Annotated in this window: 23 protein-coding genes; 19 read left to right on the plus strand and 4 right to left on the minus strand. The window is 65.4% G+C overall.

The genetic code is table 11. From position 1 onward, the window contains the following. Positions 1-88: 88 nt before the first annotated feature. Positions 89-2,356 (plus strand): RelA/SpoT family protein, encoded by a 2,268-nt coding sequence (locus tag ACIOWL_RS12880; protein WP_400385610.1) that lies wholly within the window; start codon positions 89-91, stop codon positions 2,354-2,356. Here the strand turns inward: ACIOWL_RS12880 and ACIOWL_RS12885 are convergent. Both ACIOWL_RS12885 and ACIOWL_RS12890 read right to left on the minus strand, forming a co-directional pair. Next, positions 2,353-2,997: a hypothetical protein gene (locus ACIOWL_RS12885; protein WP_400385613.1), complete on the minus strand. Its 645-nt coding sequence runs from the start codon at positions 2,995-2,997 to the stop codon at positions 2,353-2,355. The two genes, ACIOWL_RS12880 and ACIOWL_RS12885, sit on opposite strands and share 4 nt — an antisense overlap. Before the next feature lie 56 nt (positions 2,998-3,053). Further along, complete coding sequence (locus tag ACIOWL_RS12890) at positions 3,054-4,412, minus strand: DUF349 domain-containing protein (protein ID WP_400385615.1); 1,359 nt, start codon at positions 4,410-4,412, stop codon at positions 3,054-3,056. Between the two features lie 183 nt (positions 4,413-4,595). Between ACIOWL_RS12890 and hisS the strand changes: the two genes are divergently transcribed. Together hisS and aspS are read left to right on the plus strand one after the other, a co-directional pair. Then, positions 4,596-5,918: a histidine--tRNA ligase gene (hisS, locus tag ACIOWL_RS12895; RefSeq protein WP_400385618.1), complete on the plus strand. Its 1,323-nt coding sequence runs from the start codon at positions 4,596-4,598 to the stop codon at positions 5,916-5,918. Positions 5,919-6,007: 89 nt separating this feature from the next. Further along, positions 6,008-7,810 (plus strand): aspartate--tRNA ligase, encoded by a 1,803-nt coding sequence (gene aspS, locus ACIOWL_RS12900; protein WP_400385620.1) that lies wholly within the window; start codon positions 6,008-6,010, stop codon positions 7,808-7,810. 95 nt (positions 7,811-7,905) lie between these two features. On the opposite strand, the gene dtd is transcribed toward aspS, so the two are convergent. Next, entirely contained in the window at positions 7,906-8,343 is a 438-nt protein-coding gene (gene dtd / locus ACIOWL_RS12905) for a D-aminoacyl-tRNA deacylase (RefSeq protein ID WP_400385623.1), read from the minus strand. Positions 8,344-8,421: 78 nt separating this feature from the next. Between dtd and ACIOWL_RS12910 the strand changes: the two genes are divergently transcribed. The 14 genes from ACIOWL_RS12910 to nusB all read left to right on the plus strand — a co-directional run bounded on the left by ACIOWL_RS12910 (position 8,422) and on the right by nusB (position 21,502). Beyond that, positions 8,422-9,819, plus strand: coding sequence for a replication-associated recombination protein A (locus ACIOWL_RS12910; protein WP_400385626.1), 1,398 nt, complete (start codon positions 8,422-8,424; stop codon positions 9,817-9,819). 172 nt (positions 9,820-9,991) lie between these two features. Further along, the gene (gene rpsD, locus ACIOWL_RS12915) at positions 9,992-10,615 is read left to right on the plus strand and encodes a 30S ribosomal protein S4 (protein ID WP_400385629.1); all 624 of its coding nucleotides are present in this window, start codon (positions 9,992-9,994) and stop codon (positions 10,613-10,615) included. Positions 10,616-10,738: 123 nt separating this feature from the next. Further along, positions 10,739-11,110, plus strand: coding sequence for a DUF948 domain-containing protein (locus ACIOWL_RS12920; protein WP_400385630.1), 372 nt, complete (start codon positions 10,739-10,741; stop codon positions 11,108-11,110). A gap of 39 nt (positions 11,111-11,149) precedes the next feature. Continuing rightward, positions 11,150-11,359 (plus strand): hypothetical protein, encoded by a 210-nt coding sequence (locus ACIOWL_RS12925; protein ID WP_400385633.1) that lies wholly within the window; start codon positions 11,150-11,152, stop codon positions 11,357-11,359. Between the two features lie 19 nt (positions 11,360-11,378). After that, positions 11,379-14,069 carry an alanine--tRNA ligase gene (gene alaS / locus ACIOWL_RS12930; RefSeq protein ID WP_400385844.1) on the plus strand — a complete coding sequence of 897 codons (2,691 nt, stop codon included), beginning with the start codon at positions 11,379-11,381 and terminating at the stop codon, positions 14,067-14,069. Next, positions 14,062-14,535, plus strand: coding sequence for a Holliday junction resolvase RuvX (ruvX, locus tag ACIOWL_RS12935; RefSeq protein WP_400385636.1), 474 nt, complete (start codon positions 14,062-14,064; stop codon positions 14,533-14,535). The genes alaS and ruvX overlap by 8 nt, the downstream gene beginning before the upstream one ends. Positions 14,536-14,582: 47 nt before the next feature. Continuing rightward, complete coding sequence (mltG, locus tag ACIOWL_RS12940) at positions 14,583-16,022, plus strand: endolytic transglycosylase MltG (protein ID WP_400385637.1); 1,440 nt, start codon at positions 14,583-14,585, stop codon at positions 16,020-16,022. 63 nt (positions 16,023-16,085) lie between these two features. Next, entirely contained in the window at positions 16,086-16,934 is an 849-nt protein-coding gene (locus tag ACIOWL_RS12945; protein ID WP_400385640.1) for a shikimate dehydrogenase family protein, read from the plus strand. Positions 16,935-16,963: 29 nt separating this feature from the next. Next, positions 16,964-18,163, plus strand: coding sequence for a chorismate synthase (gene aroC, locus ACIOWL_RS12950; protein WP_400385642.1), 1,200 nt, complete (start codon positions 16,964-16,966; stop codon positions 18,161-18,163). A gap of 25 nt (positions 18,164-18,188) precedes the next feature. Next, positions 18,189-18,677 carry a shikimate kinase gene (locus ACIOWL_RS12955; RefSeq protein WP_400385645.1) on the plus strand — a complete coding sequence of 163 codons (489 nt, stop codon included), beginning with the start codon at positions 18,189-18,191 and terminating at the stop codon, positions 18,675-18,677. A 79-nt stretch (positions 18,678-18,756) separates the two neighbouring features. Then, positions 18,757-19,848: a 3-dehydroquinate synthase gene (aroB, locus tag ACIOWL_RS12960; RefSeq protein ID WP_400385648.1), complete on the plus strand. Its 1,092-nt coding sequence runs from the start codon at positions 18,757-18,759 to the stop codon at positions 19,846-19,848. 2 nt (positions 19,849-19,850) lie between these two features. Further along, complete coding sequence (locus ACIOWL_RS12965; RefSeq protein ID WP_400385651.1) at positions 19,851-20,381, plus strand: tol-pal system YbgF family protein; 531 nt, start codon at positions 19,851-19,853, stop codon at positions 20,379-20,381. 150 nt (positions 20,382-20,531) lie between these two features. After that, complete coding sequence (efp, locus tag ACIOWL_RS12970; protein ID WP_400385654.1) at positions 20,532-21,092, plus strand: elongation factor P; 561 nt, start codon at positions 20,532-20,534, stop codon at positions 21,090-21,092. Then, positions 21,092-21,502: a transcription antitermination factor NusB gene (gene nusB / locus ACIOWL_RS12975; RefSeq protein ID WP_400385656.1), complete on the plus strand. Its 411-nt coding sequence runs from the start codon at positions 21,092-21,094 to the stop codon at positions 21,500-21,502. The genes efp and nusB overlap by 1 nt, the downstream gene beginning before the upstream one ends. A 91-nt stretch (positions 21,503-21,593) precedes the next feature. On the opposite strand, the gene ACIOWL_RS12980 is transcribed toward nusB, so the two are convergent. Further along, a complete protein-coding gene (locus ACIOWL_RS12980; RefSeq protein WP_400385659.1) occupies positions 21,594-22,421 on the minus strand; it encodes an endo alpha-1,4 polygalactosaminidase in 828 nt (275 codons plus the stop codon). A gap of 342 nt (positions 22,422-22,763) precedes the next feature. On the opposite strand from ACIOWL_RS12980, the gene pyrR reads away from it, so the two are divergent. Beyond that, a complete protein-coding gene (gene pyrR / locus ACIOWL_RS12985; protein ID WP_400385661.1) occupies positions 22,764-23,333 on the plus strand; it encodes a bifunctional pyr operon transcriptional regulator/uracil phosphoribosyltransferase PyrR in 570 nt (189 codons plus the stop codon). Next, positions 23,330-24,292, plus strand: a complete 963-nt coding sequence (locus ACIOWL_RS12990; protein WP_400385664.1) for an aspartate carbamoyltransferase catalytic subunit — start codon at positions 23,330-23,332, stop codon at positions 24,290-24,292. Before pyrR ends, ACIOWL_RS12990 begins: the two co-directional genes overlap by 4 nt. The last annotated feature ends 1 nt before the right edge of the window (position 24,293 follow it).

The following is a 24,293-nucleotide window of genomic DNA, read 5'->3' on the forward strand; positions in this document are numbered from 1 at the left end:
CGCAGGCAGTGGCGTCGGCACCTGGTGATAACCCCGCCGTGCCCGACGCCGTCGCTGTTTGACCGGTGGAACGTGAAAGGAGCGGGGCATGGCCAACACGCCTAACATGAACAACGCAAAACGACGCTCGATCTCACGTTTGGTGCGCTTCGCCGGCCGCGGCAGCACACCGAGCACCTCGCCGACCCTTGAACCGTTGCTGCGCACCGTGAAGTCCAAACACCCCAAGGCGGACCTGGACCTGCTGGTCCACGCCTATGAGGTGGCCGAAAAGTACCACGAAGGCCAAAAACGCAAAAGCGGGGACCCCTACATCACCCACCCGGTGGCCGTAGCCACCATCCTGGCGGAGATGGGCATGACCGGCTCCATCCTGGCCGCCGCCCTGTTGCACGACACCGTGGAGGACACCGAGTACTCCCTGGAATCGGTCAAAAAGGAATTCTCCGAAGAGATCGCGATGCTGGTGGACGGCGTCACCAAGCTGGACAAGGTCACCTACGGCGATGCCGCCCCGGCGGAAACCGTGCGCAAGATGGTGGTGGCGATGTCCCGGGATATCCGGGTGCTGCTGATCAAACTCGCCGACCGCCTGCACAACGCGCGCACCTGGCGTTACGTCTCACCCGAGTCCAGCTCGCGCAAGGCCAAGGAAACCCTGGAGATCTTCGCCCCGCTGGCCCACCGCTTGGGCATGAACACGGTCAAGTGGGAACTGGAGGACCTGTCCTTCGCCGCGCTGCACCCGCTGGTCTACCAGGAGATCGTGCGCATGGTGGGGGACCGGACCCCGGAACGCGAGAAGTACCTGGCCGCCATCCGCCAGACCCTGGACAAGGACCTGACCGAGGTCTCCATCCACGCGGCGGTCTCCGGCAGGCCCAAGCACTACTACTCGATCTACCAGAAGATGATCGTGCGCGGCAAGGACTTCGACGACATCCACGACCTGATGGGTGTCCGCATCCTGGTGGACAACGTCAAGGACTGCTACGGCGCGCTGGGTGTGGTCCATGCGCAGTGGAACCCGCTGCCCAACCGCTTCAAGGACTACATCGCCATCCCGAAGCTGAACCTCTACCAGTCGCTGCACACCACGGTGATGGGCCCGGAGGGCAAGCCGGTGGAGATCCAGATCCGCACCCATGACATGCACGTGCGCGCCGAATACGGTGTGGCCGCGCATTTCCAGTACAAGCACGGGCAGAACGCCAACTCCATGCTCTCCCCGGAGCAGAACATGGACTGGCTGCGTTCGCTGATGGAATGGCAGGCGGACACCGAGGACTCCGAGGAGTTCCTGGACGGCCTGCGCTATTCGATCAACTCGGCCGAGGTCTACGTGTTCACCCCGAAGGGCGACATCATGTCGCTGCCGGTGGGGGCCACCCCGGTGGATTTCGCGTACGCCATCCATACCGACGTGGGGCACCGCACCATCGGTTCGCGGGTCAATGGCAAACTTGTCCCGCTGCACACCGAGCTGAAACAGGGCGACGTGGTGGAGGTCTTCACCTCCAAGGCCGAGGGCGCTGGACCCTCCCAGGACTGGCAGAACTTTGTGCGCTCCCCGCGCGCCAAGGCGAAGATCCGCGGGTACTTCTCCAAGGAGCGCCGCGAGGAGGCCATCGAAAAGGGCAAGGAACTGCTCACCAAGGAGTTGCGGCGCAACCAGCTTCCGTTGCAGAAGCTGATGACCCACGACCTGCTCTCCGCGGTGGCCAGCGAGCTGCACCATTCGGATATCTCCGCGCTCTACCAGTCGGTGGGCGACGGGCACACCAGTGCGCAGAACGTGATCGAACACCTCACCGCCCTGATCGGACCTCCCGAGGCCGAGCAGGTCGACGAGGAAGCCACCGTCAAGGTCAACACCCCCAGCAAACGGACCGGGAACGACGCCGGAATCATCGTGGAGGGTGTGGGCGATGTGCTGGTCAAGCTCGCGCGCTGCTGCACCCCGGTCCCGCCGGATGAGATCCAGGGATTCGTCACCCGCGGCGCGGGGGTCTCGGTGCACCGCACCGACTGCCTGAACCTGGCGCAGCTGGCTGGGGAACCGGACCGCATTGTAAACGTGTCCTGGGCCTCGAAACACAATGGGGTCTTCCTGGTTGAAATCCAGGTCGAGGCCCTGGACCGCAAGTCGCTGCTCTCCGACGTGACCCGCATCCTGTCGGAAAACCACCTGAACATCCTCTCCGCCTCGGTGCAGACCAGCCGCGAACGCGTGGCGATCTCACGCTTCTCCTTCGAAATGGGAGATCCGAAGTTCCTGAACCATGTGCTTAATCAGGTTCGGCGCATCGACGGGGTGTACGACGTGTACCGCACCACGGCAGGCTCTCGGCGCTAGGCCGCCGCGGGCCGGCCTGCCTCATGCTCCGCCGATGAGGCAAACGAGTCGACCAGCCGCAAGGCCCGATTGACCCCCGCCTGCTTGGGATACTGCGCCAGCCGCGCGGCCACCGCGTCCAGATGCAGGTAGGGGTCATCGAGCCGCAGCACCTCGGCAAGCACCCGGGTAGCGGTGGGCAGCGGGTCATAGGCCGCGCAGTCGCACACGGTGCGCAGCAAGCTGGTGACCTTGACCCGCTGGCGGAACACGATGTCCTCTTCGCTCAGCGGCAGCTGCGAGAAGCTGACCTGCAGGCCGTTGCCCGGGCGGTAGGGCCGGCGGTAGCCGCTCGAGGAAATCCGCAACACAAAGGTGTAGGGCAGCAGCCCGTGCACCCAGGCCGCGGTTTCCCGGCAGATCACATCGTTGCGTTGCAATGCCCTCCCGGAGGCGAAACATGCAATACGCGCCCGCACCCCGGCGTCGTAGCTGAAAAACACCGGCACAAAACAGTTGCCCAGTGCCTCCCGAAGCAAGCCGCGCGACGCCATGGCGTTCAGCTCATTGCGGCTGAACACCTCACCGGCAATCAAAAGGTCCTCTGGAATGCGCAACGCGGCGGCGCACCGTGCAGAAGCCGTGGGATGTAGATTCTCCATAAGGCTACTAAACCAGTTAGCGCCGCCGCGTTGGCGGTGTTCAGACGAACTGTGGATTACTCGAAGTCGGCAGCCGACTTCTCCAGGGTGCTCAACCACATGCGGCGGGCATCCAGGGCTTCCTGGGCGGAAGCAATCTGCTTGGCGTTGCCCTTGGCCTGGGCGGCGGCCAAATCTGCTTCCAGTGCGGAAATGGTTTCCTGCAGCTGGCTGAGCATCGAGTTCGAGCGGGCCTTGGTCTCCGGGTTGGACCGGCGCCAAGCCTCCTCTTCGGCGTTCTTGACCGCGTCCTCAACCTGGCGCAGCGCCGACTCGATCCGCTGCAGGTCCCCGCGGGGCACCTTGCCGGCATCTTCCCAGCGGGTGCGGATCGAATCCAGCTTGCCCTTGGCGGTCGCCAAATCGTTAATCGGAAGCAGGGCGCGGGCCTCGGCCAGCAGGGCTTCCTTCACAACCAGATTGGCCGAATACTCTGCATCCACCGCGGCATTGGCCTCGGTGCGCGCCTGGAAAAACACGTCCTGGGCGGCCCGGAAGCGGCCCCAGAGCTGGTCGTCGTCCTTGCGCGAGGCACGGCGCGACTTCTTCCACTCGTCCATGAGCTTGCGGTACTCGGCAGCCGTGGCCGCCCAGTCGGTGGAGCTTTGCAGCGCCTCGGCGCGGGCGATCAGCTCCTCCTTCACCGATTTCGCGGCGGCGTTGGTGGAATCCAGCTGGGAGAAGTAGGCCCGGCGGTGGCGGTCGAAGGTGGTGCGCGCGGCGCGGAAACGCTTCCACAGCGCATCTTCGGTGGCCCTCGGCAGGCGCACCGAAGAACGCTGGGTGGCCTTCCACTGGTCGAACAGTTCGTTCATGGCCGCCGAGGCGGTTTTCCACTGGATCTGCTCGGGGCGTTTGGCGGCCATGGCTTCGGCCTGGTCGACGATTCCCTCGCGCAGGGCCAGCTGCTCGGCGCGGGCCGACTCGTTGGCCTGGCGCTGGGCGGCGGAGAGTTCCTGCACGGCAACCCGAGCGGCTTGAAGACGCGATTCAAGCAAAACAAGATCGCCAACCATGTGCCGTTCGGTCAGCAACGCAGCCAAGGCATCGATGGTCTTGCCCATTTCGCCGGCCGGGGCCTTGGCGGCCACACGCTGCTCAAGCAGCAACAGCTGCGAGAACACATCGTCATACTTGCGCACAAAGTAGGCAAGCGCCTCTTGCTCGCTGGCATCCGGGTACTGGCCGACCGGATGTTCATTCCCGTCGATGATGACAAAAACGTGGCCGTCCTCGGCAACGCGAGCGAACTTCGCCGCCTCGTCAAGGGGGGTGGTATGCACGACTGGCTGGGCTACGACCGGCTTGGCGGCAGGCTTTACGGCCTGCGGCACCGGGGTCTTCTGGCTGTCGTCGGATTGCTGACTGGTGGTCACCGCTGAAACTCTTTCACTTTTGCGCTGTACTTGCTAGAGCCAACTCTACCTGTGACCTCCACTTCTTAGTAAGCCGACGTGCGCAGGTTTCTTTGTGTTCGCGCGATAAGATGGATCGGTAGCGCGTTCGCACCACGGTTTGCGCACAGTTTTTGCCTACAGCACGATGCACCAAGGAGTTTCATGGCACGCAAGGCCTCCCTATCAGGTTTCCCCGAATGGCTTCCGGCCGAGCGCGTGGTCGAACAGCATGTGCTTGACACCTTGCGCCGCACCTTTGAACTTCATGGTTTCGCCAATATCGAGACACGCGCGGTGGAAACCCGCGCCCAGCTGCTGCGCAAGGGCGAGATCGACAAGGAAGTCTACGGACTGAGCCGGCTCGCCGCCGAGGATGAGAAAAACGATCCCAACGCGCTGGCCCTGCACTTCGATCTGACCGTCCCCTTCGCCCGCTACGTGGTGGAGAACGCCGGACACCTGGCCTTCCCGTTCCGCCGCTACCAGATGCAGAAGGTCTGGCGCGGCGAACGCCCGCAGGACGGCCGTTTCCGCGAATTCACCCAGGCGGATATCGACGTGGTGGGTGAAGGCACCCTGCCCTTCAGCTACGACGTGGAACTCGCGCTGACCATCGCCGATGCCCTCTCCGCGCTGCCGATCGGCGACTTCCGCCTGCGGGTGAACAACCGCAAATTGGCCGAGGGTTTCTACCGCGGCCTGGGCCTGGAAGACCCCGATGCGGTGCTGCGCGCCATCGACAAGCTGGAGAAGATCGGCGACGAGGCCGTGGCCAAGATCCTGGTTGAAGAGGTCGGCGCCACCGAGCAGCAGGCCGCCGCCGCGCTGGCGCTGGCCAAGATCCGTACCATGGACACCTCCTTCGTTCAGCAGGTCCGCGCCCTGGGGGTCGAACACGAACTGCTGGACACCGGCCTGGACGAACTTTCCCAGGTCATCGCCGCGGCCTCCAAACGCGCCCCGGGCAAGGTCATGGCCGACCTGTCGATCGCCCGCGGGCTGGACTACTACACCGGCACCGTCTACGAGACCGTGCTGGTGGGCCACGAATCCCTGGGCTCCATCTGCTCGGGCGGCCGCTACGAGTCGCTGGCCTCCAAGGGCAAGAAGACCTACCCCGGGGTCGGCCTGTCCATCGGCGTCACCCGCTTGATCTCGCGCATCCTGGCGGAGGAAACCGTGACCGCGGCCCGCAGCGTGCCCTCGGTGGTATATGTCACGCTGGCCGCCGAGGACTCCTGGCACGAGGCGCAGGATGTCGCCGCAAGCTTGCGCGCTCGGGGGATCGCCTGCGAGGTGGCCTCCAGCGCGGAGAAGTTCGGCAAACAGATCAAGTACGCAGATCGCCGCGGCATTCCGTTTGTCTGGTTCACCCATGCGGATGGCACCCACGAGGTGAAGGACATCCGTTCGGGCGAGCAGGTCGCCGCGGATCCGGCCAGCTGGACCCCGCCGGCAGCGGACCTGCACAACACCGTGGGCTAGCCGCCCGCACCCACGCGCCCACCCGGGTGCACTAAACTTTGGCGAAGAACAACTTCGCACATCTAAGTGAATCGACCGAAAGGATCGTAGTGCTACGCACTCATCAGCTGGGCGTGCTAAACGCCGAGCACATTGGACAGCAGGTCACCCTCACCGGTTGGGTCGCCCGCCGCCGTGACCACGGTGGAGTGGCGTTCTTGGACCTGCGCGACGCCTCCGGTGTCGCCCAGGTTGTGGTACGCGACGAGGAGGACTTCCACCCGCTGCGCAATGAGTTTGTGCTGCAGATCAAGGGCACCGTCGAGCGCCGCCCGGAAGGCAATGAGAACCCGAACCTTCCCACCGGCGCCATCGAGGTGATCGCCGATGAGGTGATCGTGCTGAACACCGCCGCCCCGCTGCCATTCCAGGTTGATGAGCACGTCGAGGTCGGCGAGGAGGCGCGCCTGCGCCACCGCTACCTGGATTTGCGCCGTCCCACCCCGACCCGCAACCTGCGCCTGCGCTCGGAGGTCAACCGGGTGGCCCGCAACCTGCTGCACGATGAGGGTTTCGTCGAGATCGAAACCCCGACGCTGACCCGCTCCACCCCGGAAGGCGCCCGCGACTTCGTGGTCCCGGCCCGCCTGTCCCCGGGCAGCTGGTACGCCCTGCCGCAGTCCCCGCAGCTGTTCAAGCAGCTGCTGCAGGTCGGCGGTTTTGAGAAGTACTACCAGATCGCCCGCTGCTACCGCGACGAGGACTTCCGCGCGGACCGCCAGCCGGAGTTCACCCAGCTGGACATCGAAGCCTCATTTGTCGAGGAAGACGACATCATCGCGCTGGGCGAGAAGCTGGTGAAGGACATCTGGGCGTTGATCGACGTGCAGGTCCCCACCCCGATCCGCCGCATGACCTACGCCGAGGCCATGGAGAAGTACGGCAGCGACAAGCCGGATTTGCGTTTCGGCCTGGAACTGACCGAGATGACGCAGTACTTCGCGAACACCTCCTTCAAGGTGTTCCAGTCGGCCTACGTGGGCGCCGTGGTGATGCCCGGAGGAGCCGCGCAGCCGCGCCGCACCCTGGATGCCTGGCAGGAATTCGCCAAGCAGCGCGGTGCCAAGGGCCTGGCCTACGTCCTGCTCAAGGAAGACGGCGAGCTGGCCGGCCCGGTAGCCAAAAACCTCTCCGATGAGGAGAAGGCCGGCCTGGCTGCGGCCACCGGCGCCAAGCCGGGGGACTGCATCTTCTTCTCCGCGGGCGATCGCAGCGAATCCCGCGCCCTGCTTGGCGCGGTGCGTGTGGAAATCGGCCACCGCACCGGGTTGATCAAGGACGGGGACTGGGCCTTCGTCTGGATCGTCGACGCACCGATGTTCGAACCAGCCTCCGCCGCCGTCGCCTCGGGCGACGTGGCGGTTGGCGCCGGCGCCTGGACCGCGGTGCACCACGCATTCACCAGCCCGAAGCCCGAGTTCCTGGACACCTTCGACACCGATCCGGGGTCGGCCCTGTCCTACGCCTATGACATCGTCTGCAACGGCAATGAAATCGGCGGCGGCTCGATCCGTATCCACCAGCGCGACGTGCAGGAGCGCGTCTTCAAGCTGATGGGTGTCAGCGAGGAGCAGGCGCAGACCCAGTTCGGCTTCCTGCTTGAGGGCTTCAAGTACGGCGCCCCGCCGCACGGCGGCATCGCCCTGGGCTGGGACCGCGTGCTGCAGCTGCTGACCGGCTCGGATTCCATCCGCGACGTCATCGCCTTCCCGAAGACCGGTGGCGGATTCGACCCGCTGACCTCCGCCCCTGCCCCGATCACCGCGGCGCAGCGCAAGGAAGCCGGCATCGACTTCAAACCCGAGAAGAAGAAGGCCGACGCCGAGGCACAGGCCCCGGCCGACGCCAAGTAAACGCTAACCGCCGCGCACACACCGCAGGGCCGCGATCATCATGATCGCGGCCCTGCGGTGTTTGATTTGCCGTGCCGACGGCGCCAGCGCTCGCTTTACCCCAGGTCCGCCGAGTCGACGATCACCGTCATCGGTCCGGAATTGATCAGGTGCAGCTCCATCATCTCCCCAAAACGCCCGGTTTCCACGTGCGCCCCCAGCTGCCGCAGGTAGGACACGAAGTACTCGTACAGCGGTTCGCTGTGCGCGCCGGGCGCCGCATCCGACCAGGAGGGCCGCCGCCCCTTGCGCACCGAGCCGTAGAGGGTGAACTGGCTGATCACCAGCAACGGGGAGGCGGTGGCTTCCGCGCTGAGCTCGCCGTCCAGAATCCGCAGCTGCCAAATCTTCTCGGCGACCTTGCGGGCCGTGGCCTCATCGTCGTCGTGGGTCACCCCCAGCAGGATCACCAGCCCGGGGAAGGGAAGCTCTCCCACAATCTGCTCTTCAACCTCGACATGGGCGGTGGACGCAACCTGAACTACTGCGCGCATGGGATCCTTCAACTAAGCCAGCAACGAATACAGCGCGTGGAACACACGCCGCTTCCAGAGTATCGGTAGGCTGGGTAGGTGAGCGATTTGTTCGATGCCCTGGATGAGGATGACTATGCCGCGCGCGGCCAGGCGGTTCACCGGCCGCGTCCGCCGCTGGCCGTGCGGATGCGCCCGCGCACCTTGGATGAGCTGGTCGGCCAGCAGCACCTGCTGGGCCCCGGCTCGCCGCTGCGCCAGCTGGCGGAGCATCCCGAAACCGGGCCCGCCGGCCCGGCCAGCGTGATCCTCTACGGTCCGCCGGGCATCGGCAAGACCACCATCGCGCACGTGATCGCCCGCGCCACCGACCGCAAGTTCGTGGAGCTTTCTGCGATCACCGCCGGGGTGAAGGACGTGCGCCGGGTCATCGACCAGGCCAAGGACGACCGCGACCTGCGCGGGGTGACCACCGTGCTGTTCCTGGACGAAATCCACCGCTTTAATAAAGCCCAGCAGGACGCGTTGCTGCCCGGGGTGGAAAACCGGGTGGTGGTGCTCGTGGCGGCAACCACCGAAAACCCCTCCTTCTCGGTCATCTCCCCGCTGCTCTCACGCTCCTTGCTGCTGACCCTGCGCCCGCTGACGGACAAGGACCTGGCGGATTTGCTTGACCGGGCGGTGGGTGATGAACGCGGGTTCGATAACCAGGTGCTGCTCGATGCCCAGCAGCGCGATGCGATTGTGCGCCTGGCCCAGGGGGATGCCCGCCGCGCGCTGACGGTGCTGGAAGCCGCCGGCGCAGTGGCGTGGAACGCGGCCGGGGAAAACACCGAACCGCCCATGGAGATCACCGCGCAGCATGTGCAGCTGGCCATGGACCAGGCTGTTCAGCGCTACGACAAGGACGGCGACCAGCACTACGACATCATTTCGGCGTTCATCAAATCCATCCGCGGCTCGGACGTGGACGCGGCCCTGCACTACCTGGCGCGGATGCTTTCCGCGGGGGAGGACCCGCGGTTCATCGCCCGCCGCCTGATGATCAGCGCCAGCGAAGATGTGGGTATGGCCGATCCCACCGCCCTGCCGCTGGCCGTGGCCGCCGCGCAGTCGGTCGCACTGACCGGGATGCCCGAGGCGCGCATCATGCTCGGCCAGGCCACGGTGCACCTGGCCACCGCCCCCAAATCCAACGCCTCGTACAACGCGATCAACGCCGCCCTGGCGGACGTCGCCGAAGGCCGCGGCTCGCTGGTTCCCGATCACCTGCGCGACGCGCACTATCCCGGAGCCAAGCAGCTTGGGCACGGGGTGGGCTATATCTACGCCCACGACGCCCCGCACTCGATCGCCTCCCAGCAATACCTGCCCGATGACCTGGTGGGCACCGATTATTACACGCCCACCGCCAACGGGGCGGAAAAAACCATCGCCACCCGCCTGGCGCGGCTGCGTGAGATCGTCCGGGCCAAGGATCCGCGCCGCAAACGGTAAACGCCTGTGGGATACACCTCACCGAGGCCAGCGCCGCGCTGGTGTAAACTAGAACCTTGGCTGGCAAGCCGCGGGCGACCGCGGTTGCAGTGATTAGCGGGACGCGACGCCCGCACACTCTCCGTCCGGGAGGCCAGTAGACTCCGTCGCTCACAACGAAAAGGACACATTAATGGCTAACGCCCGTGCCCGCCGTACCGTGCGCCTCTCGCGCGCCCTCGGCCTTGCCCTGACCCCTAAAGCTGAAAAGTACATGGAGCGTCGTCCGTACGGTCCAGGTCAGCATGGCCGCGCCCGCAAGAAGCAGGACAGCGACTACGCAGTTCGTCTGCGCGAAAAGCAGCGCCTGCGCGCCCAGTACGGCATCCGCGAAGCCCAGATGCTCAACGCCTTCAAGGAAGCCAAGCGCCTCGGCGGCCAGACCGGTGACAACCTGTTGGCCCTGCTCGAGTCCCGCCTGGACGCCCTGGTTCTGCGTGCCGGCTTCGCCCGCACCATCCAGCAGGCTCGCCAGCTGGTTGTGCACCGCCACATCCTGGTCAACGGCCAGCGCGTGGACCGTCCGTCCTTCAAGGTGAAGCCGGGTCAGCTGATCCACGTTCACGAGAAGAGCGAGAAGATGGTTCCTTTCCAGATGGCAGCAGCCGGCGAGCACGCACAGGTGCTCCCAGCCGTTCCAGCCTACCTGGACGTGAAGCTGGAGGCCCTCCAGGCTACCTACCTGCGCGCTCCTGAGCGTGCCGAGATCCCGGTAACCTGCGAAGAAAACCTCGTGGTTGAGTACTACGCACGCTAAATCCGTGTGCTAGGCGGGCCCGCAACCGAGTTTCGGTTGCGGGCTTTTCGCTTAACTACCTGTTAGGGCTCACACTTCGATAAGGTGGACTGGCAGTAAAAACCCAAGCAGAAGAGGAAGCACATGTCGGGTTCGGATATCGCAGGGCTCATCGCAGCGGCGGCGTTTGTCATTTTGGTGGCAATCCTCGCGGTGCCGATCATCAAGTTGGGCAAGGTGTTCGACGAGCTGCGCAACTCGATCAAGGAGCTGTCCGATGGGACCACACCGCTGATCGGCGAGGTGACCAACACCGTGGCGACCACCAACGACCAGCTCAAAAAGGTCGATTCGATCACCTCCAACGTCTCCGATGCCACCGCCAACGTCTCGGCGCTGTCCTCCCTGGTCGCCGCCACCATCGGCAAACCGCTGATCAAGGTCGCCGCCTTCACCGAAGGGGTCAAGGCCGCGATGAACTCCAAACCCTCCGGCAAGGCACGCCGCAGCCGCTAATCGCCACGGATCAACTGCCGCTCAGGCAAGGAGACTAGAATGAAAAAGCTCTTGTGGGTTTCGATCGGCGTCGGCATTGGTGTGCTGGCGTCCAAAAAATACACCGAAGTTTCCTCCGGGGCGGCCCTGAACCGCCAGGTCGGCAAGTACGCCGACCGTGCCTCGGAGATCGTTCATGCGTTCAGCACCGCAATGCGTGAGCGCGAAGAAGAATTACGTTCCGCCCTGGGCGTGGACTCAGCTAAATGAAGGGATCATCCGTCACACGATGAAAACGCAGGAAATTGCCCGTCGATGGGTCGACTTTTTCGTCTCCAAGGGCCACACCGCAGTGCCCAGCGCCTCGCTGGTTTCGGCCGATCCGTCCTTGCTGTTCACGGTGGCCGGCATGGTCCCGTTCATCCCTTACCTGACCGCGCGCGAAGAGCCGCCCTACACCCGCGCCACCTCGGTGCAGAAGTGCATCCGCACCGGGGACATCGAAGAGGTCGGCAAGACCGTACGCCACGGCACCTTCTTCCAGATGTGCGGCAACTTCTCCTTTGGCGATTACTTCAAGAAGGACGCCATCCACTTCGCTTGGGAACTGCTCACCAGCAGCCTTGAAGACGGCGGCTACGGCTTGGAGAAGGACCGGCTGTGGGTGACCGTCTACGAGGACGGCGAGGAGAAGGACCTCGAGGCCCGCGCCATCTGGGAGGAAGAGATCGGCCTGCCGCGCGAGCGTGTGGTCGGCACCGGCAAGGAAGACAACTACTGGAACACCGGCCAGCCCGGCCCGGGCGGGCCCTGCTCGGAGATCTACTACGATCGCGGCGAGCAGTACGGCATGGAGGGCGGCCCGGCCGTCGACGAGACCCGCTACATCGAGATCTGGAACCTGGTGTTCATGCAGTACCAGCTCTCCGCGGTGCGCTCGAAAACCGACTTCGATGTCGCCGGCGAGCTTCCCAAACGCAACATCGACACCGGGCTGGGCCTGGAGCGCCTGGCGATGATCCTGCAGGGTGTCGAGAACATGTACGAGACCGACCAGGTGCGCCCAGTGCTGGACAAGGCCGCGGAACTCGCCGCGATCACCTACACCTCCACCGAGGACCCGGCGGATCCGAACCACGCCAACGACGTGCGCCTGCGCATGATCGCCGATCACATCCGCTCCTCGCTGATGCTGATCTCCGACGGCGTGACCCCGGGCAACGAAGGCCGCGGCTACGTGCTGCGCCGCCTGATCCGCCGCGCCGTGCGCGCCATGCGCCTGATGGGGGTGGATACCGAGGTGCTCCCCGAGCTGCTCCCGGTCTCCCGCGACGCCATGAAGGGCGTCTACCCGATCGTCGAAGAGGACTTCGAGCGCATCGCCCGCATCGCCTACGCGGAGGAGCGCGCCTTCCGCCGCACCATCGCCTCGGGCACCACCCGCCTGGACGAGGCGCTGACCATCGCCAAGTCGCAGGGGCAGAACCTGTCTGGCGACGACGCCTTCGCGCTGCACGACACCTACGGCTTCCCGATCGATCTGACCCTGGAGATCGCCTCCGAGGCCGGGCTGGCCGTGGACGAGTCGCGGTTCCGCGAGCTGATGAACGAACAGCGCACCCGCGCGCAGAAGGACGCCAAGGCCAAGAAGTCCGGCCACGCTGACCTGAGCGTGTACACCGCGCTGGCCGAGGCCGGGAACGTGCACTTCACCGGCTACGACACGCTGGCCGGGGAGTCGAAGATCCGCGGCATCATCCGCGACGGCGCCGTGGTGCCGTTCGCGGAGCAGGGCCAGGAAATCGACCTGGTGCTGGAGGAAACCCCGTTCTACGCCGAGTCCGGCGGCCAGGCCGGCGACGTCGGCTTGATCACCGGCGACGGTTTTGTGCTGGAGGTCACCGATGTGCAGGCACCGGTCAAGGGCCTGAACGTGCACAAGGTCATCGTGCGCGAGGGCGAACTGCCCGCCGAGGCACTGGTGCGCACCCAGGTCGACGCGATCCGCCGCCACTCCGGCGAGCAGGCGCACTCGGCCACCCACCTGGTGCACGCCGCGTTGCGCGAGCTGCTGGGGGATACCGCCACCCAGGCCGGTTCGTTCAACAAGGCCGGCTACCTGCGCTTCGACTTCTCCTGGGCAGAGGCACTCTCCGCGGCCGCGCGCAGCGAGGTCGAAGAGGTCGTCAACCTGGCGATCGCCGCCAACCACCAGGTCATCACCAATGAGATGGCCCTGGCCGAGGCGAAGAAGCTCGGCGCGATGAGCCTGTTCGGGGAGAAGTACTCCAAGGACGTGCGCGTGGTGGAGATGAACGGGGACTGGTCGCGCGAGCTGTGCGGCGGCACCCACGTGGACGCCACCGGCCGCATCGGCCAGCTGACCCTGCTCTCCGAGGCCTCCGTGGGCTCGGGCAACCGTCGTGTGGAGGCCCTGGTGGGCATGGAGGCATTCCGCCACGGGGCCGCCGAGCGCGCCCTGGTATCCGAGCTCTCCGGCTTGTTCCGGGTGCCCAGCAGCCAGGTCTCCGAGCGTGTGAACGAGACCGTGGCCAAGCTCAAGGCCGCGGAGAAGCAGATCGCGGAGCTCAAGAGCGCCGCAATGCTCGCGCAGTCCGCGCAGCTGCTGCAGAACGTGGTCACCATCGGTGACACCCGCCTGCTGGCCCACAACGCCGGCCAGATCGATTCGGCCGATGCCTTGCGCACCCTGGCGCTGGATCTGCGCGGCAAGCTGGGTAGCCAGGCCGCGGTGATCGTGCTGATCGGTGTCTCGAACGGCCGTCCGCTGGTGCTCGCGGTGACCAACGATCAGGCGCGCGCCAACGGCTTCAAGGCCGGTGCGCTGGTGCGCACCGCGACCGGGGTGCTCGGCGGCGGCGGCGGCGGCAAGGACGACATGGCCCAGGGCGGCGGACAGGATGCCAGCCGCATCGACGATGCCCTGGCCGCGATCCGTGCGGCGTTGGCCAATGGCTAGTATCGCGTTTGGCGTCGACGTGGGCCTGGCCCGCGTCGGCGTCGCCGTGTCCGATCCCTCGGGCATGCTGGCCACTCCGGTGATGACGCTGCGCCGCGATGTGAAAAAGAACTCCGACCGGCGCATGCTGCTGCGGATGATTGTGGATCGGGGAGTTGGCGAGGTCTACATCGGCGAACCCAAGGCCCTGTCCGGCAATTCAACCGAATCCACCAAAATGGCCCGTGACTACGCCATTGCTTTGGTTGAAGAGGCAAATGCGGCTAGCATCGAGGTTGAGGTTTTCCTGGTCGACGAACGGTTGAGCAGCGTCAGCGCCCACCGTGCGCTGCATGCCTCGGGCAAGAAGATGGCCTCGCATCGCGAAGTGATCGATCAGGCGGCCGCCATCGAAATCCTGCAGCAGGTGCTGGACATGCGCCGGAATAACGTGCGTGTGCAGGCAAGCCGCGTAGTGCTCAGGTAGCACCTGCGGCAGGCCCCGCCAGAAAACCACCCAAGAAATGAGAGTTGATGCCAGAGACAACCCGCGCCGAACGCCACCGCGCCGAACTCCGGGCGCTGTACGAGCGGTTCGCCGCGGGTTCTCACTCGCACCAGGGCTCGCTTCGAACCCCGGAGGCCCCGGAACTCACCGGCCTGGGGTACTATCAGTTGCAGCCGGTCGACCCGGTTGCGGCCCACGATGACACCGAACCGGCCACGGCGTACCTACCGCTCGCCGCGCAAAATGCCGCGAATCCCGAGCCTGAGCAACCCGCTGAACACCCCGCTGAACACCCTGAGCTAGCGGATGATCTCTCAACGCCAGCGCAAGAAACAGCGCAGTTCCCGCAAGGAACCGAGGCTGCGCCAGGGCGGCAAACTGCCGCCAGCACCCAGCGCCGCAAACGCACCAAACGCCGCCGCAATCTAGTGATGCTCGCCGCGGTCCTGATTTTCGCGCTGGTGGTGGCCGGTTCGGTGTTCACCGTGAAATCGGTGCTTAAGCAGTTCAACCCGGATGACTACCCGGGCCCCGGCGGGGAAGCGGTGGAGTTCACCGTGCAGGACGGCTGGGGGGTGCAGGTGATTTCGCGCAAGCTCGAGGAGCTGGACGTGGTTTCCGACGACAAGCTCTTCGCCCAGGCCGTTGCGAGTTCACCCGCCGCGAACAAGGTCATCCATCCGGGCAACTACCTGCTGAAAAAACAGATGCGCGCCGCCGACGCGGCCGGGGAGCTCATCGACAACAAACCCGACAAGGTGTTTTACGTCGCGCTGAAGGCAAACCTGAGGATGCCGGCGGCCCTTGAGGAGATCGCCAACGGCTCCGGCCTGAAACTGGCCGAGCTGAACAAACTCGCCACCCAGCCGCAGGAATTCGGCCTGCCCGACGAGGTAAAGAACCTCGAAGGCTGGCTGCACCCCGGCGAATACCGCTTCGCCCTGGACACCAGCGCCAAGCAGGTGCTGCAAGAACTGGTGGACGCCACCGTCGAATCGCTGAAAAATGCGGGCCAGAGCGATCTATCCGCCGGATACCGGGCGCTGAAGGTGGCCTCCATCCTGCAGGGCGAGGCCACACCGGCCGATTACGCGACCGTCGCCGGCGCGATCGAAAACCGGTTGCACCCGAACAATACCGAAACCCGCGGGCTGCTGCAGGTCGACTCCACGGTGATCTACGGGCTGGATCGCTACACCCTGCAGTTCAGCGCCGCCGAACGCGCCGATGCCTCCAACCCGTACAACACCTACGTGCACACCGGGTTGCCGCCAACACCCATCGGCTCGCCCAATGACGAGGCGATCAAGGCCGCGGTGAACCCGAGCGCGAACAACTTCTACTACTGGGTCACGGTCAATACGCAAACCGGTGAAACCAAGTTCGCCTCCACCTATGCCGAGCACCAGGTGAACCAGGCCCAATTCCGTTCCTGGTGCGAGCAGAACTCCGAGATCTGCCAGTAGCCATTCCAAGCGGCCCCGCAGCGGCGCACCAGCACGCCGGGGCAGAAAGTTCCGGTCACCCTCATGCCACCGACACACCCGCCGTTGCAGGCCGCGGTCCTGGGCAAACCCATCGGCCACTCGAAATCACCGGTGCTGCACGCGGCGGCCTATGAGCTGCTCGGCGCCCCGGTGAGCTACCGGGCGATCGAGCTGGATCCGGCGCAGGCGCCGGCGCACATTTCCCGCCTCCGCGCCGGAGGCTGGGCCGGCTGCTCGGTGACCATGCCGCTGAAGGACGTGTTTGTGCCGTACATGGACGAGCTCTCCGAGCGGGTGGCGCGCCTGGGGGCGCTGAACACCATCGTGGTCCGCGAGGACGGCAGCCTCTACGGGCAGAACACCGACGTGGACGGCCTGGTGCTGGCACTGGCGGATTTCGGGCTCACCAGCTGCGAGCAACCCTCCATCCTCGGCTCGGGCAACACCGCGCTGGCGGCCATCGAGGCGTGCGCGGAACTCGGGGCGCGTGAGCTGCGGCTGATCGTGCGTGATGCAAGCCGCGCGGCGCGGGCGGCGACGCTGGCCCGCAGCCTGGGAATCACCCCGAGCGTGATCGAGGTCGCCAGCTTGCGCGGCGACGCGCTCACCGAGGCGCAACTGGTTTTCAGCACCCTGCCGCCGCGCGCGGCCGATGACTGGATCCCTTACCTCGGCACGGGCAGCGGGATCCTGCTGGATGTAGCCTACGATCCGTGGCCCTCGGCCCTGGCCTCCAGCTGGCAGGGAAAAACCATCTCCGGGCTGCACATGCTGGTGCATCAGGCGGTCGAACAGGCCCAAGCCTTCAGCCGCATCCACTTCGATGACCTGTTGCGTGAAAACGTCACAAATGCGATGTATACCTCGTTGGGGCTTCATCGACACGGTTAATGTGTGCAGGTCATGGCAAAATGGGGGACATGTTGCGTTGGTTGACCGCGGGCGAGTCGCATGGCCCCGCCCTCGTTGGAATTCTTGAAGGTTTGCCCGCCGGTGTTTCGGTGGACAGTGAAGCAGTGCGCGATGCCCTCGCGCGCCGGCGCCTGGGCTACGGCCGCGGCGCCCGGATGAAATTTGAAAAGGACCAGGTGAGCTTCCTTGGCGGGGTGCGCCATGGGAAAACCCAGGGCGGGCCGATCGCCATTGAGATCGGCAACACCGAATGGCCCAAGTGGCAGAAGGTGATGAGCGCCGATCCGGTCGACCTGGACGAGCTGGCCTCCATGGCCCGCAATGCGCCGTTGACCCGCCCGCGCCCGGGCCACGCCGATTTCACCGGCATGCAGAAGTACGGATTCGACGATGCCCGCCCGGTGCTCGAGCGCGCCAGCGCCCGCGAAACCGCGGCCCGCGTCGCGTTGGGCGCGGTGGCCTCGCGGTTCCTGGCGGATTTGGGGATCGAGCTGGTTTCCCACACCCTGGCCGTCGGCGCGGTCTCATCGCCGGATAACGCCGCCCTGCCCACCGCGGCAGATGTGGCGGCCCTGGATGCCGATCCGCTGCGCTGTTTCGACGCGGAAACCTCCGCCGCGATGGTCGCGGAGGTCGACGACGCGCACAAGGCCGGGGAAACCCTGGGCGGCGTGGTCGAGGTGCTGGCCTACAACCTTCCCCCCGGCATCGGCTCCTACGTGCATTGGGACCGCCGCCTGGACGCCCGCCTGGCCGGAGCCCTGATGGGCATCCAGGCCATCAAGGGTGTTGAGGTCGGCGACGGTTTCGCCACCGCCGCCCGGCGCGGCTCCGCGGCCCATGATGAGATCGTGCACACCGCCGACGGCAAGATCGCGCGCTCCTCGAACCGCGCCGGCGGCATCGAGGGCGGCATGAGCATCGGGGAGGTGCTGCGGGTGCGTGCCGGCATGAAGCCGATCGCCACCGTCCCGCGCGCCCTGCGCACCGTGGATACCTCCACCGGCGAGGACACCACCGCCCACCACCAGCGTTCGGATGTCTGCGCGGTGCCGGCGGCCGGGGTGGTCGCCGAGGCCATGGTGGCCCTGGTGCTGGCCCAGTCGCTGCTTGAGAAGTTCGGCGGCGACTCGGTGGCGGAAACCAAACGCAATATCGAGACCTACCTGGCCAACATCCCGGGCAGCCTCGAATCCACCGGCGTTTAACCACGCCGCAGGGGATACCTATCTAATGATCTACCTCATTGGTCCGATGGCCAGTGGCAAGTCCACCGTGGGCAAGTCACTGGCCGCGGCGCTCTCACTTCCATATATCGACACCGACGAGCTCATCGTCGCCGCCCATGGCACCATCGCCTCCATCTTCGCCGCCCACGGCGAGCAGCGCTTCCGCGACCTGGAGCAAGAAACCCTGACGCGCCTCCCCGAAGGGGTCATCGCCACCGGGGGAGGCGCGGTGCTGCGCGAGGCCAACCGCCAGGTGCTGGCCGGCGGCACGGTGGTGTACCTCGAACTCTCCGCCGCCGGTGCCGCCGCCCGCATCCAGGGTGATTCAACCCGCCCGCTGCTTGCCGGTGAGGAAGCACTCACCGCCTGGAAAAAGCTGCTGGCCGCCCGCAAGGACATCTACGAATCAATTGCTGACGTGCGCATTTTGGTCGACGACAAGTCAGTTCTACAAATTGTCGAAGAGATCCGGCTCCGACTAGGGATGATGTGATTAGTGCCACGAGATGGCATTTCTGCCCGGAGGCGGGGCTAGGCTAGAAAAATCAGCACCATCAGGAGGTTTTAAACTGATGCCATTAGCACCAACCACACTGCAGGTCACCGGGGCCACCCCGGCGGAATCCTACCCCGTTATGGTCGGCACCGGATTGCTGAGCCAGCTTCCCCAGCTGCTCGGACCCGCAGTCAAAAAGGTCCTGGTGATCCACCCCCGCGCGCTTCGGGCCACCGGAGATGTGGTCCGCGACGACCTGGCCAATGCCGGCCTCGAAGCGTTGACCGCGGAGATCCCCGACGCCGAAGAGGGCAAGCACATCCAGGTAGCCTCCTTCTGCTGGGAGGTGCTGGGCAAAAACGACTTCACCCGCTCCGATGCCATCGTCTCGGTCGGCGGCGGCGCCGTCACCGACGTGGCGGGATTTGTGGCCGCCACCTGGCTGCGCGGGGTGAAGGTCATCCACATTCCCACCTCGCTGCTGGCCATGGTCGACGCGGCCGTGGGCGGCAAAACCGGAATCAACACCGCAGAAGGCAAAAACCTGGTCGGCGCCTTCCACCCGCCGGCAGCCGTCCTGGCGGATTTGGACGCGCTGGCGACGCTGCCTAAAAACGAACTGGTCACCGGCATGGCCGAGGTGGTCAAAACCGGTTTCATCGCCGATGAGCGGATCCTGGAACTCATCGAAGAGGACCCGCAGGATGCCATCAACCCGACCAGCGACCGGCTGCGCGAATTGATCGAGCGCACCATCGCGGTCAAGGCCGACGTGGTCTCGCGGGACCTGAAGGAATCGGGCGAACGCGAATTCCTGAACTACGGGCACACGCTGGCCCACGCCATCGAACTGGCCGAACGCTACCAGATGCGCCACGGCGCCGCGGTCTCCATCGGCCTGTGTTTCGCCGCGGAGCTCGGCCGCTCGGTGGGTTACACATCCGACGCCGTGGCCGACCGCCACTTGAGCATCCTCGCCTCGCTGGGGCTGCCCACCAGCTACCGCAATGACCGCTGGGCGGCGCTGCTGGACGGCATGAAGCGGGACAAGAAAGCCCGCGGGAGCCAGCTGCGATTTGTGGTGCTGGAGGACATCGGCCGCCCGCGCATCTACGATGTGCCGGATAACTCGCTGCTTTTCGCGGCCTACCAGGAGATCGGGGAATAAGCATGGGCGAGTACACCGCATACGCCATCGACGTCGCATCGGTTAACCGCGAGGGTGTGGGCACCTCGATCGACGGGGTGCTGATCGACCCGGAAACCCTCAAGCCCTACATCGCCGACGCGCAGGCCGCCGATCGCCAGATGCAGATCGGGTCGCCGACCGACCAGGTCGTGATCCTGCTGGCCCGCGGCGAGCTGGCCGCGGCCGGGGAGCTGATCGCCGAATCGCGCCTGATGGACCCGACCAACGCCCACCTGCGGGTGCTGGATACCGAGTTGACCCGCATGCAGGGCAACTTCGACCGCGCCATCAACCGCCTGCGCAAATTGGCCGAAGAGTTCGCCGGCACCTACTACGAGCCGCTGATGCACCAGCACCTGGGGCTCAGCTTTTTCGCCAAGGGCGACTACAAGGCGGCGGCAACCCGTTTCCGCAAGGCGCTGGACCAGCGTGTGGCGATGGGCGACGAGGACTACCTGGTCAACGCCTCCAGCATGTGCCTGCAGATCGCCGAAGAGCGTTCCGCGGCCTGAACACCGAGCGCACCACTGGGCAGGGCCGGGCGCACGTAATGCGCGCCACCTGCCCCGCACCCCCGGCGGCTGCCCGGATGGGGTAAACTGGTAGATGGATTTTTGATAATGCCGGCCTTGGCGCGGGCGAAAATAGAGGATTGAGGAAACGTGGCGGATACAACCGACATCAAAAATGGTGTAGTCCTGAAGATCGAGGGCCAGCTGTGGACCATCATCGAGTTCCAGCATGTGAAGCCCGGCAAGGGCGGCGCGTTTGTGCGCACCAAGATGCGCAACGTGATGACCGGCAAGGTGGTCGACAAGACCTACAACGCCGGAACCAAGATCGAGACCGCAACCGTTGACCGCCGCGATTACCAGTACCTCTATCAGGACGGCGCCGACTACGTTTTCATGAACCTGGACGACTACGACCAGATCACCGTGTCCGGTGAAACCGTGGGCGACGCCGCCGGCTTCATGCTGGAAAACCAGGAACTGACCATCGCAATGCACGATGGCAGCCCGCTGTACCTGGAACTGCCTGCCTCCGTCGTGCTTGAAATCACCTACACCGAGCCGGGCCTGCAGGGCGACCGCTCCTCGGCCGGCACCAAGCCTGCCACCTTGGAAACCGGCAAGGAAATCCAGGTGCCGCTGTTTGTCGAGCAGAACACCAAGGTCAAGGTCGACACCCGCACCGGCGACTACCTGGGTCGTGTCAACTAGTGCGAGCCCGAGCCAAAGCCCGACGCCGCGCCCTTGAATTCCTCTTTGAGGCCGAGGCGCGCGATGTTGACCCCATCAAGGTCGCGATCGCCCGCCGTGAAAACTCGGACATCGTACTCAACGAGTACTCGCTGACCCTGCTTGAAGGGGTCATGGCCCACCTGGATCGTATCGACGAGGTGCTTGAAAGCTACGTCAAGGACTGGACCATCGAGCGCATGCCGGCGGTCGACCGCGCGGCGCTGCGCATCGGCGTCTGGGAACTGCTCTACAACGACGAGATCCCCGACGCGGTCGCCGTGTCCGAGGCCGTGTTGAACGTGCGCGAGCTGTCCACCGACGAGTCCCCGGACTTCGTCAACGGCGTGCTGGGACGCATCCAAAACGTCAAGGACACCCTGATCGACTAGTCTTCAGGTCCTCACCGGCAAAGGCCGAAACCCCGCCGCGGGTTTCGGCCTTTGTGCTACCTGCGTGAACCGCTGCCGGCCCAACGACGGCTCACGGGCACAACTGATTCACATACGCCGCGTCTCCCGGGGCGCTCAGCTCCCGATCGCGAAGCACCATCGAGTGTGGCGAGCGCGGATCTTCACACATCTGCGCAAAACTCACCGGCAGCTGATCGGTGTATTCGATATCGATCACGTGCTCGCCGTACACCTCGGTGTAGGCGTCGCACTCCTGGTAGGCCGCGCACTCCTCTGCGACCGCGAAATCGAATCCGGCCTGGCTTTTGAGTGCCGCGGCATCTTCGGCCGCGTTTTTCTGCCCGGCGGCCAGCGAATGCCCGTGGGCTAGGTCCACCAGCGCCGTGGCCAGAGCCAGGTTATCCGCCCGGCTCAGCGCCCCGCCAGAACGGGTGTAGGTATCCAAATTGTCGAACTCGACCGCGTTGAACCCGGCGTCGGCGCAGTCCTGGATCCAGGGTCGCACCACGGCGAGAATCGCGGCTCGGCGCTGCTCGCTGCTGGTATCCAGCAGCACCTCATCGGGCCAGTCGGGATCGAAAAGCAGCCCGCCATCGCCGCGCAGCAGGGTGTGCTCCGGCCATAATTCCAACTCGCCTGGTTGGCTCTGGAAGGCATTGAGGTAGCACACGGAGTACCGCTGCGGATCCGGTGCGCTGGTTTTGTCCCGAACCACGATCTGCACCAGAGGTGCCGGCTCGTACCCCTGGCCGAGCTGGTAATCCGGTTGACCCGAAGCCGGCGGGAGAAGCACCGCTGGGTCCCGGGGGACAGCTTCCTCCGCCGGCTGCGGTGCGCAGGCCGCCAGCGGCAGTGCGGCCAACATCAGCGATGCCAGCCACCTATTGCAAGTTCTCATGAATTCTGCGCTCCTCGCGGCCAGTCGGCTCATGGCCCTCACCCCAGCCTAGCCCGGCAGGCGCAGTGCACCGGCGGCACGCCCCGCGTAACACCGCGGCGCCGCTTTGTGAATGTGGCCAAATCAACACGGTGGCGTCCCGCCGGCGGGACGGCGGTGCCGCGCGGCCGGTTTTTCGCGCCGCGCCGGGGGTTGCAGATCCCGCAGGTGGGCCATCTCACAGGGTATTCACTACTATGCATAGGTTTCCGCTAGGGTTTGGGGCCCATCGCGTGATAATTTGAGTAAGCAATATTCCTTTAAATCCCGTCCCGTGAGGCGGAGAAGGGAGAGGTGCACAGCATGAATGAAAATTCAGTGCCAGATGCTTCGCGCACGGTGCTCACCGGCGACGACATCGAACGTGTACTAACTCGGGTGGCTTTTGAAATCATCGAAGCCAACAAGGGCATCGAAGACCTTGTGCTCCTTGGCATCCCGCGCCGCGGCTTTCCCCTAGCCCAGCGCTTGGCGGCCCGCATCGCGAACTCCGCCGACACTCCCATCGATCCAGCCACATTGGTTGGCCAACTCGATATCACCATGTACCGCGACGACCTGCGGCATACAACCACGCGCACCCCCGAGCCCACCAAACTGCCTGCTGGCGGCATCGATGACAAGGTTGTGGTGCTGGTGGACGACGTGCTGTACTCCGGGCGGACCATTCGCGCCGCCCTGGATGCGCTGTCCGACTGGGGCCGTCCGCGCATCGTGCGACTGGCGGTGCTGGTTGACCGCGGACACCGCGAACTGCCCATCCGCGCTGACCATGTGGGCAAGAATCTGCCCACCGCCAAAAGCGAGAAGGTCCGGGTGCACCTGGCAGAAATCGACGGGACCAATGAAGTGATGATCGAGGCAGCCGAATGAAACACCTGTTATCCACCGCTGACCTCACCCGCGAGGAAGCAATCAAGATCCTGGACATCGCCGGGGAGATGCGTGAAGCCGGCACCCGAGTGGTGAAAAAACTCCCGGCCCTGCGCGGACGCACCGTGGTGAACCTGTTTTTCGAAGATTCAACCCGCACCCGGATCTCCTTCGAAGCCGCCGCTAAACGCCTGAGCGCCGACGTCATCAACTTCTCCGCCAAGGGCTCCTCGGTGTCCAAGGGCGAGTCGCTGAAGGACACCGCGCAGACCCTGCTGGCCATCGGCGCCGACGCGGTAGTGATCCGCCACCCGGATTCCGGGGCTCCGGCCCGGCTGGCGGCCACCGACTGGATCGACCTGCCGATCATCAACGCCGGCGACGGCACCCATGAGCACCCCACCCAGGCGCTGCTCGACGCGTTCACGCTGCGCCGCCAGCTGGGCTTGCGCGACGGGGCCAACCCCACCGGGAAGGGCCTTGACGGGCTGAAGGTCGCGATCGTGGGAGACATCCTGCACAGCCGCGTCGCCCGCTCGAACCTCTGGCTGCTGAACACGCTGGGCGCCTCGGTGACTATGGTCGCCCCGCCCACGCTGCTCCCGGTCGGCGCCGAAGCCTGGCCGTGCACCATCAGCTACAACCTGGACGAGGTGATCGCCGACGGCGTGGATGCGCTGATGATGCTGCGGGTGCAGGGCGAGCGGATGAACGCGGCCTATTTCCCGAACCCGCGCGAATACTCGCGCTACTGGGGATTGGACGACGCCCGGCTGGGCACGCTCGACGCGGCCGGAGCCCACACGTTGATCATGCATCCCGGGCCGATGAACCGCGGGCTGGAGATCTCCTCCGCGGCCGCCGATTCCCCCCGCTCCACCGTGCTCGACCAGGTCACCAACGGGGTGGCCGTGCGCATGGCAAGCCTGTACATGCTCCTCTCCGGCGACCTGATCTAAG

This window comes from Glutamicibacter sp. NPDC087344 (assembly GCF_044744225.1).
In the GTDB taxonomy this organism is placed as follows: Bacteria; Actinomycetota; Actinomycetes; order Actinomycetales; family Micrococcaceae; genus Glutamicibacter.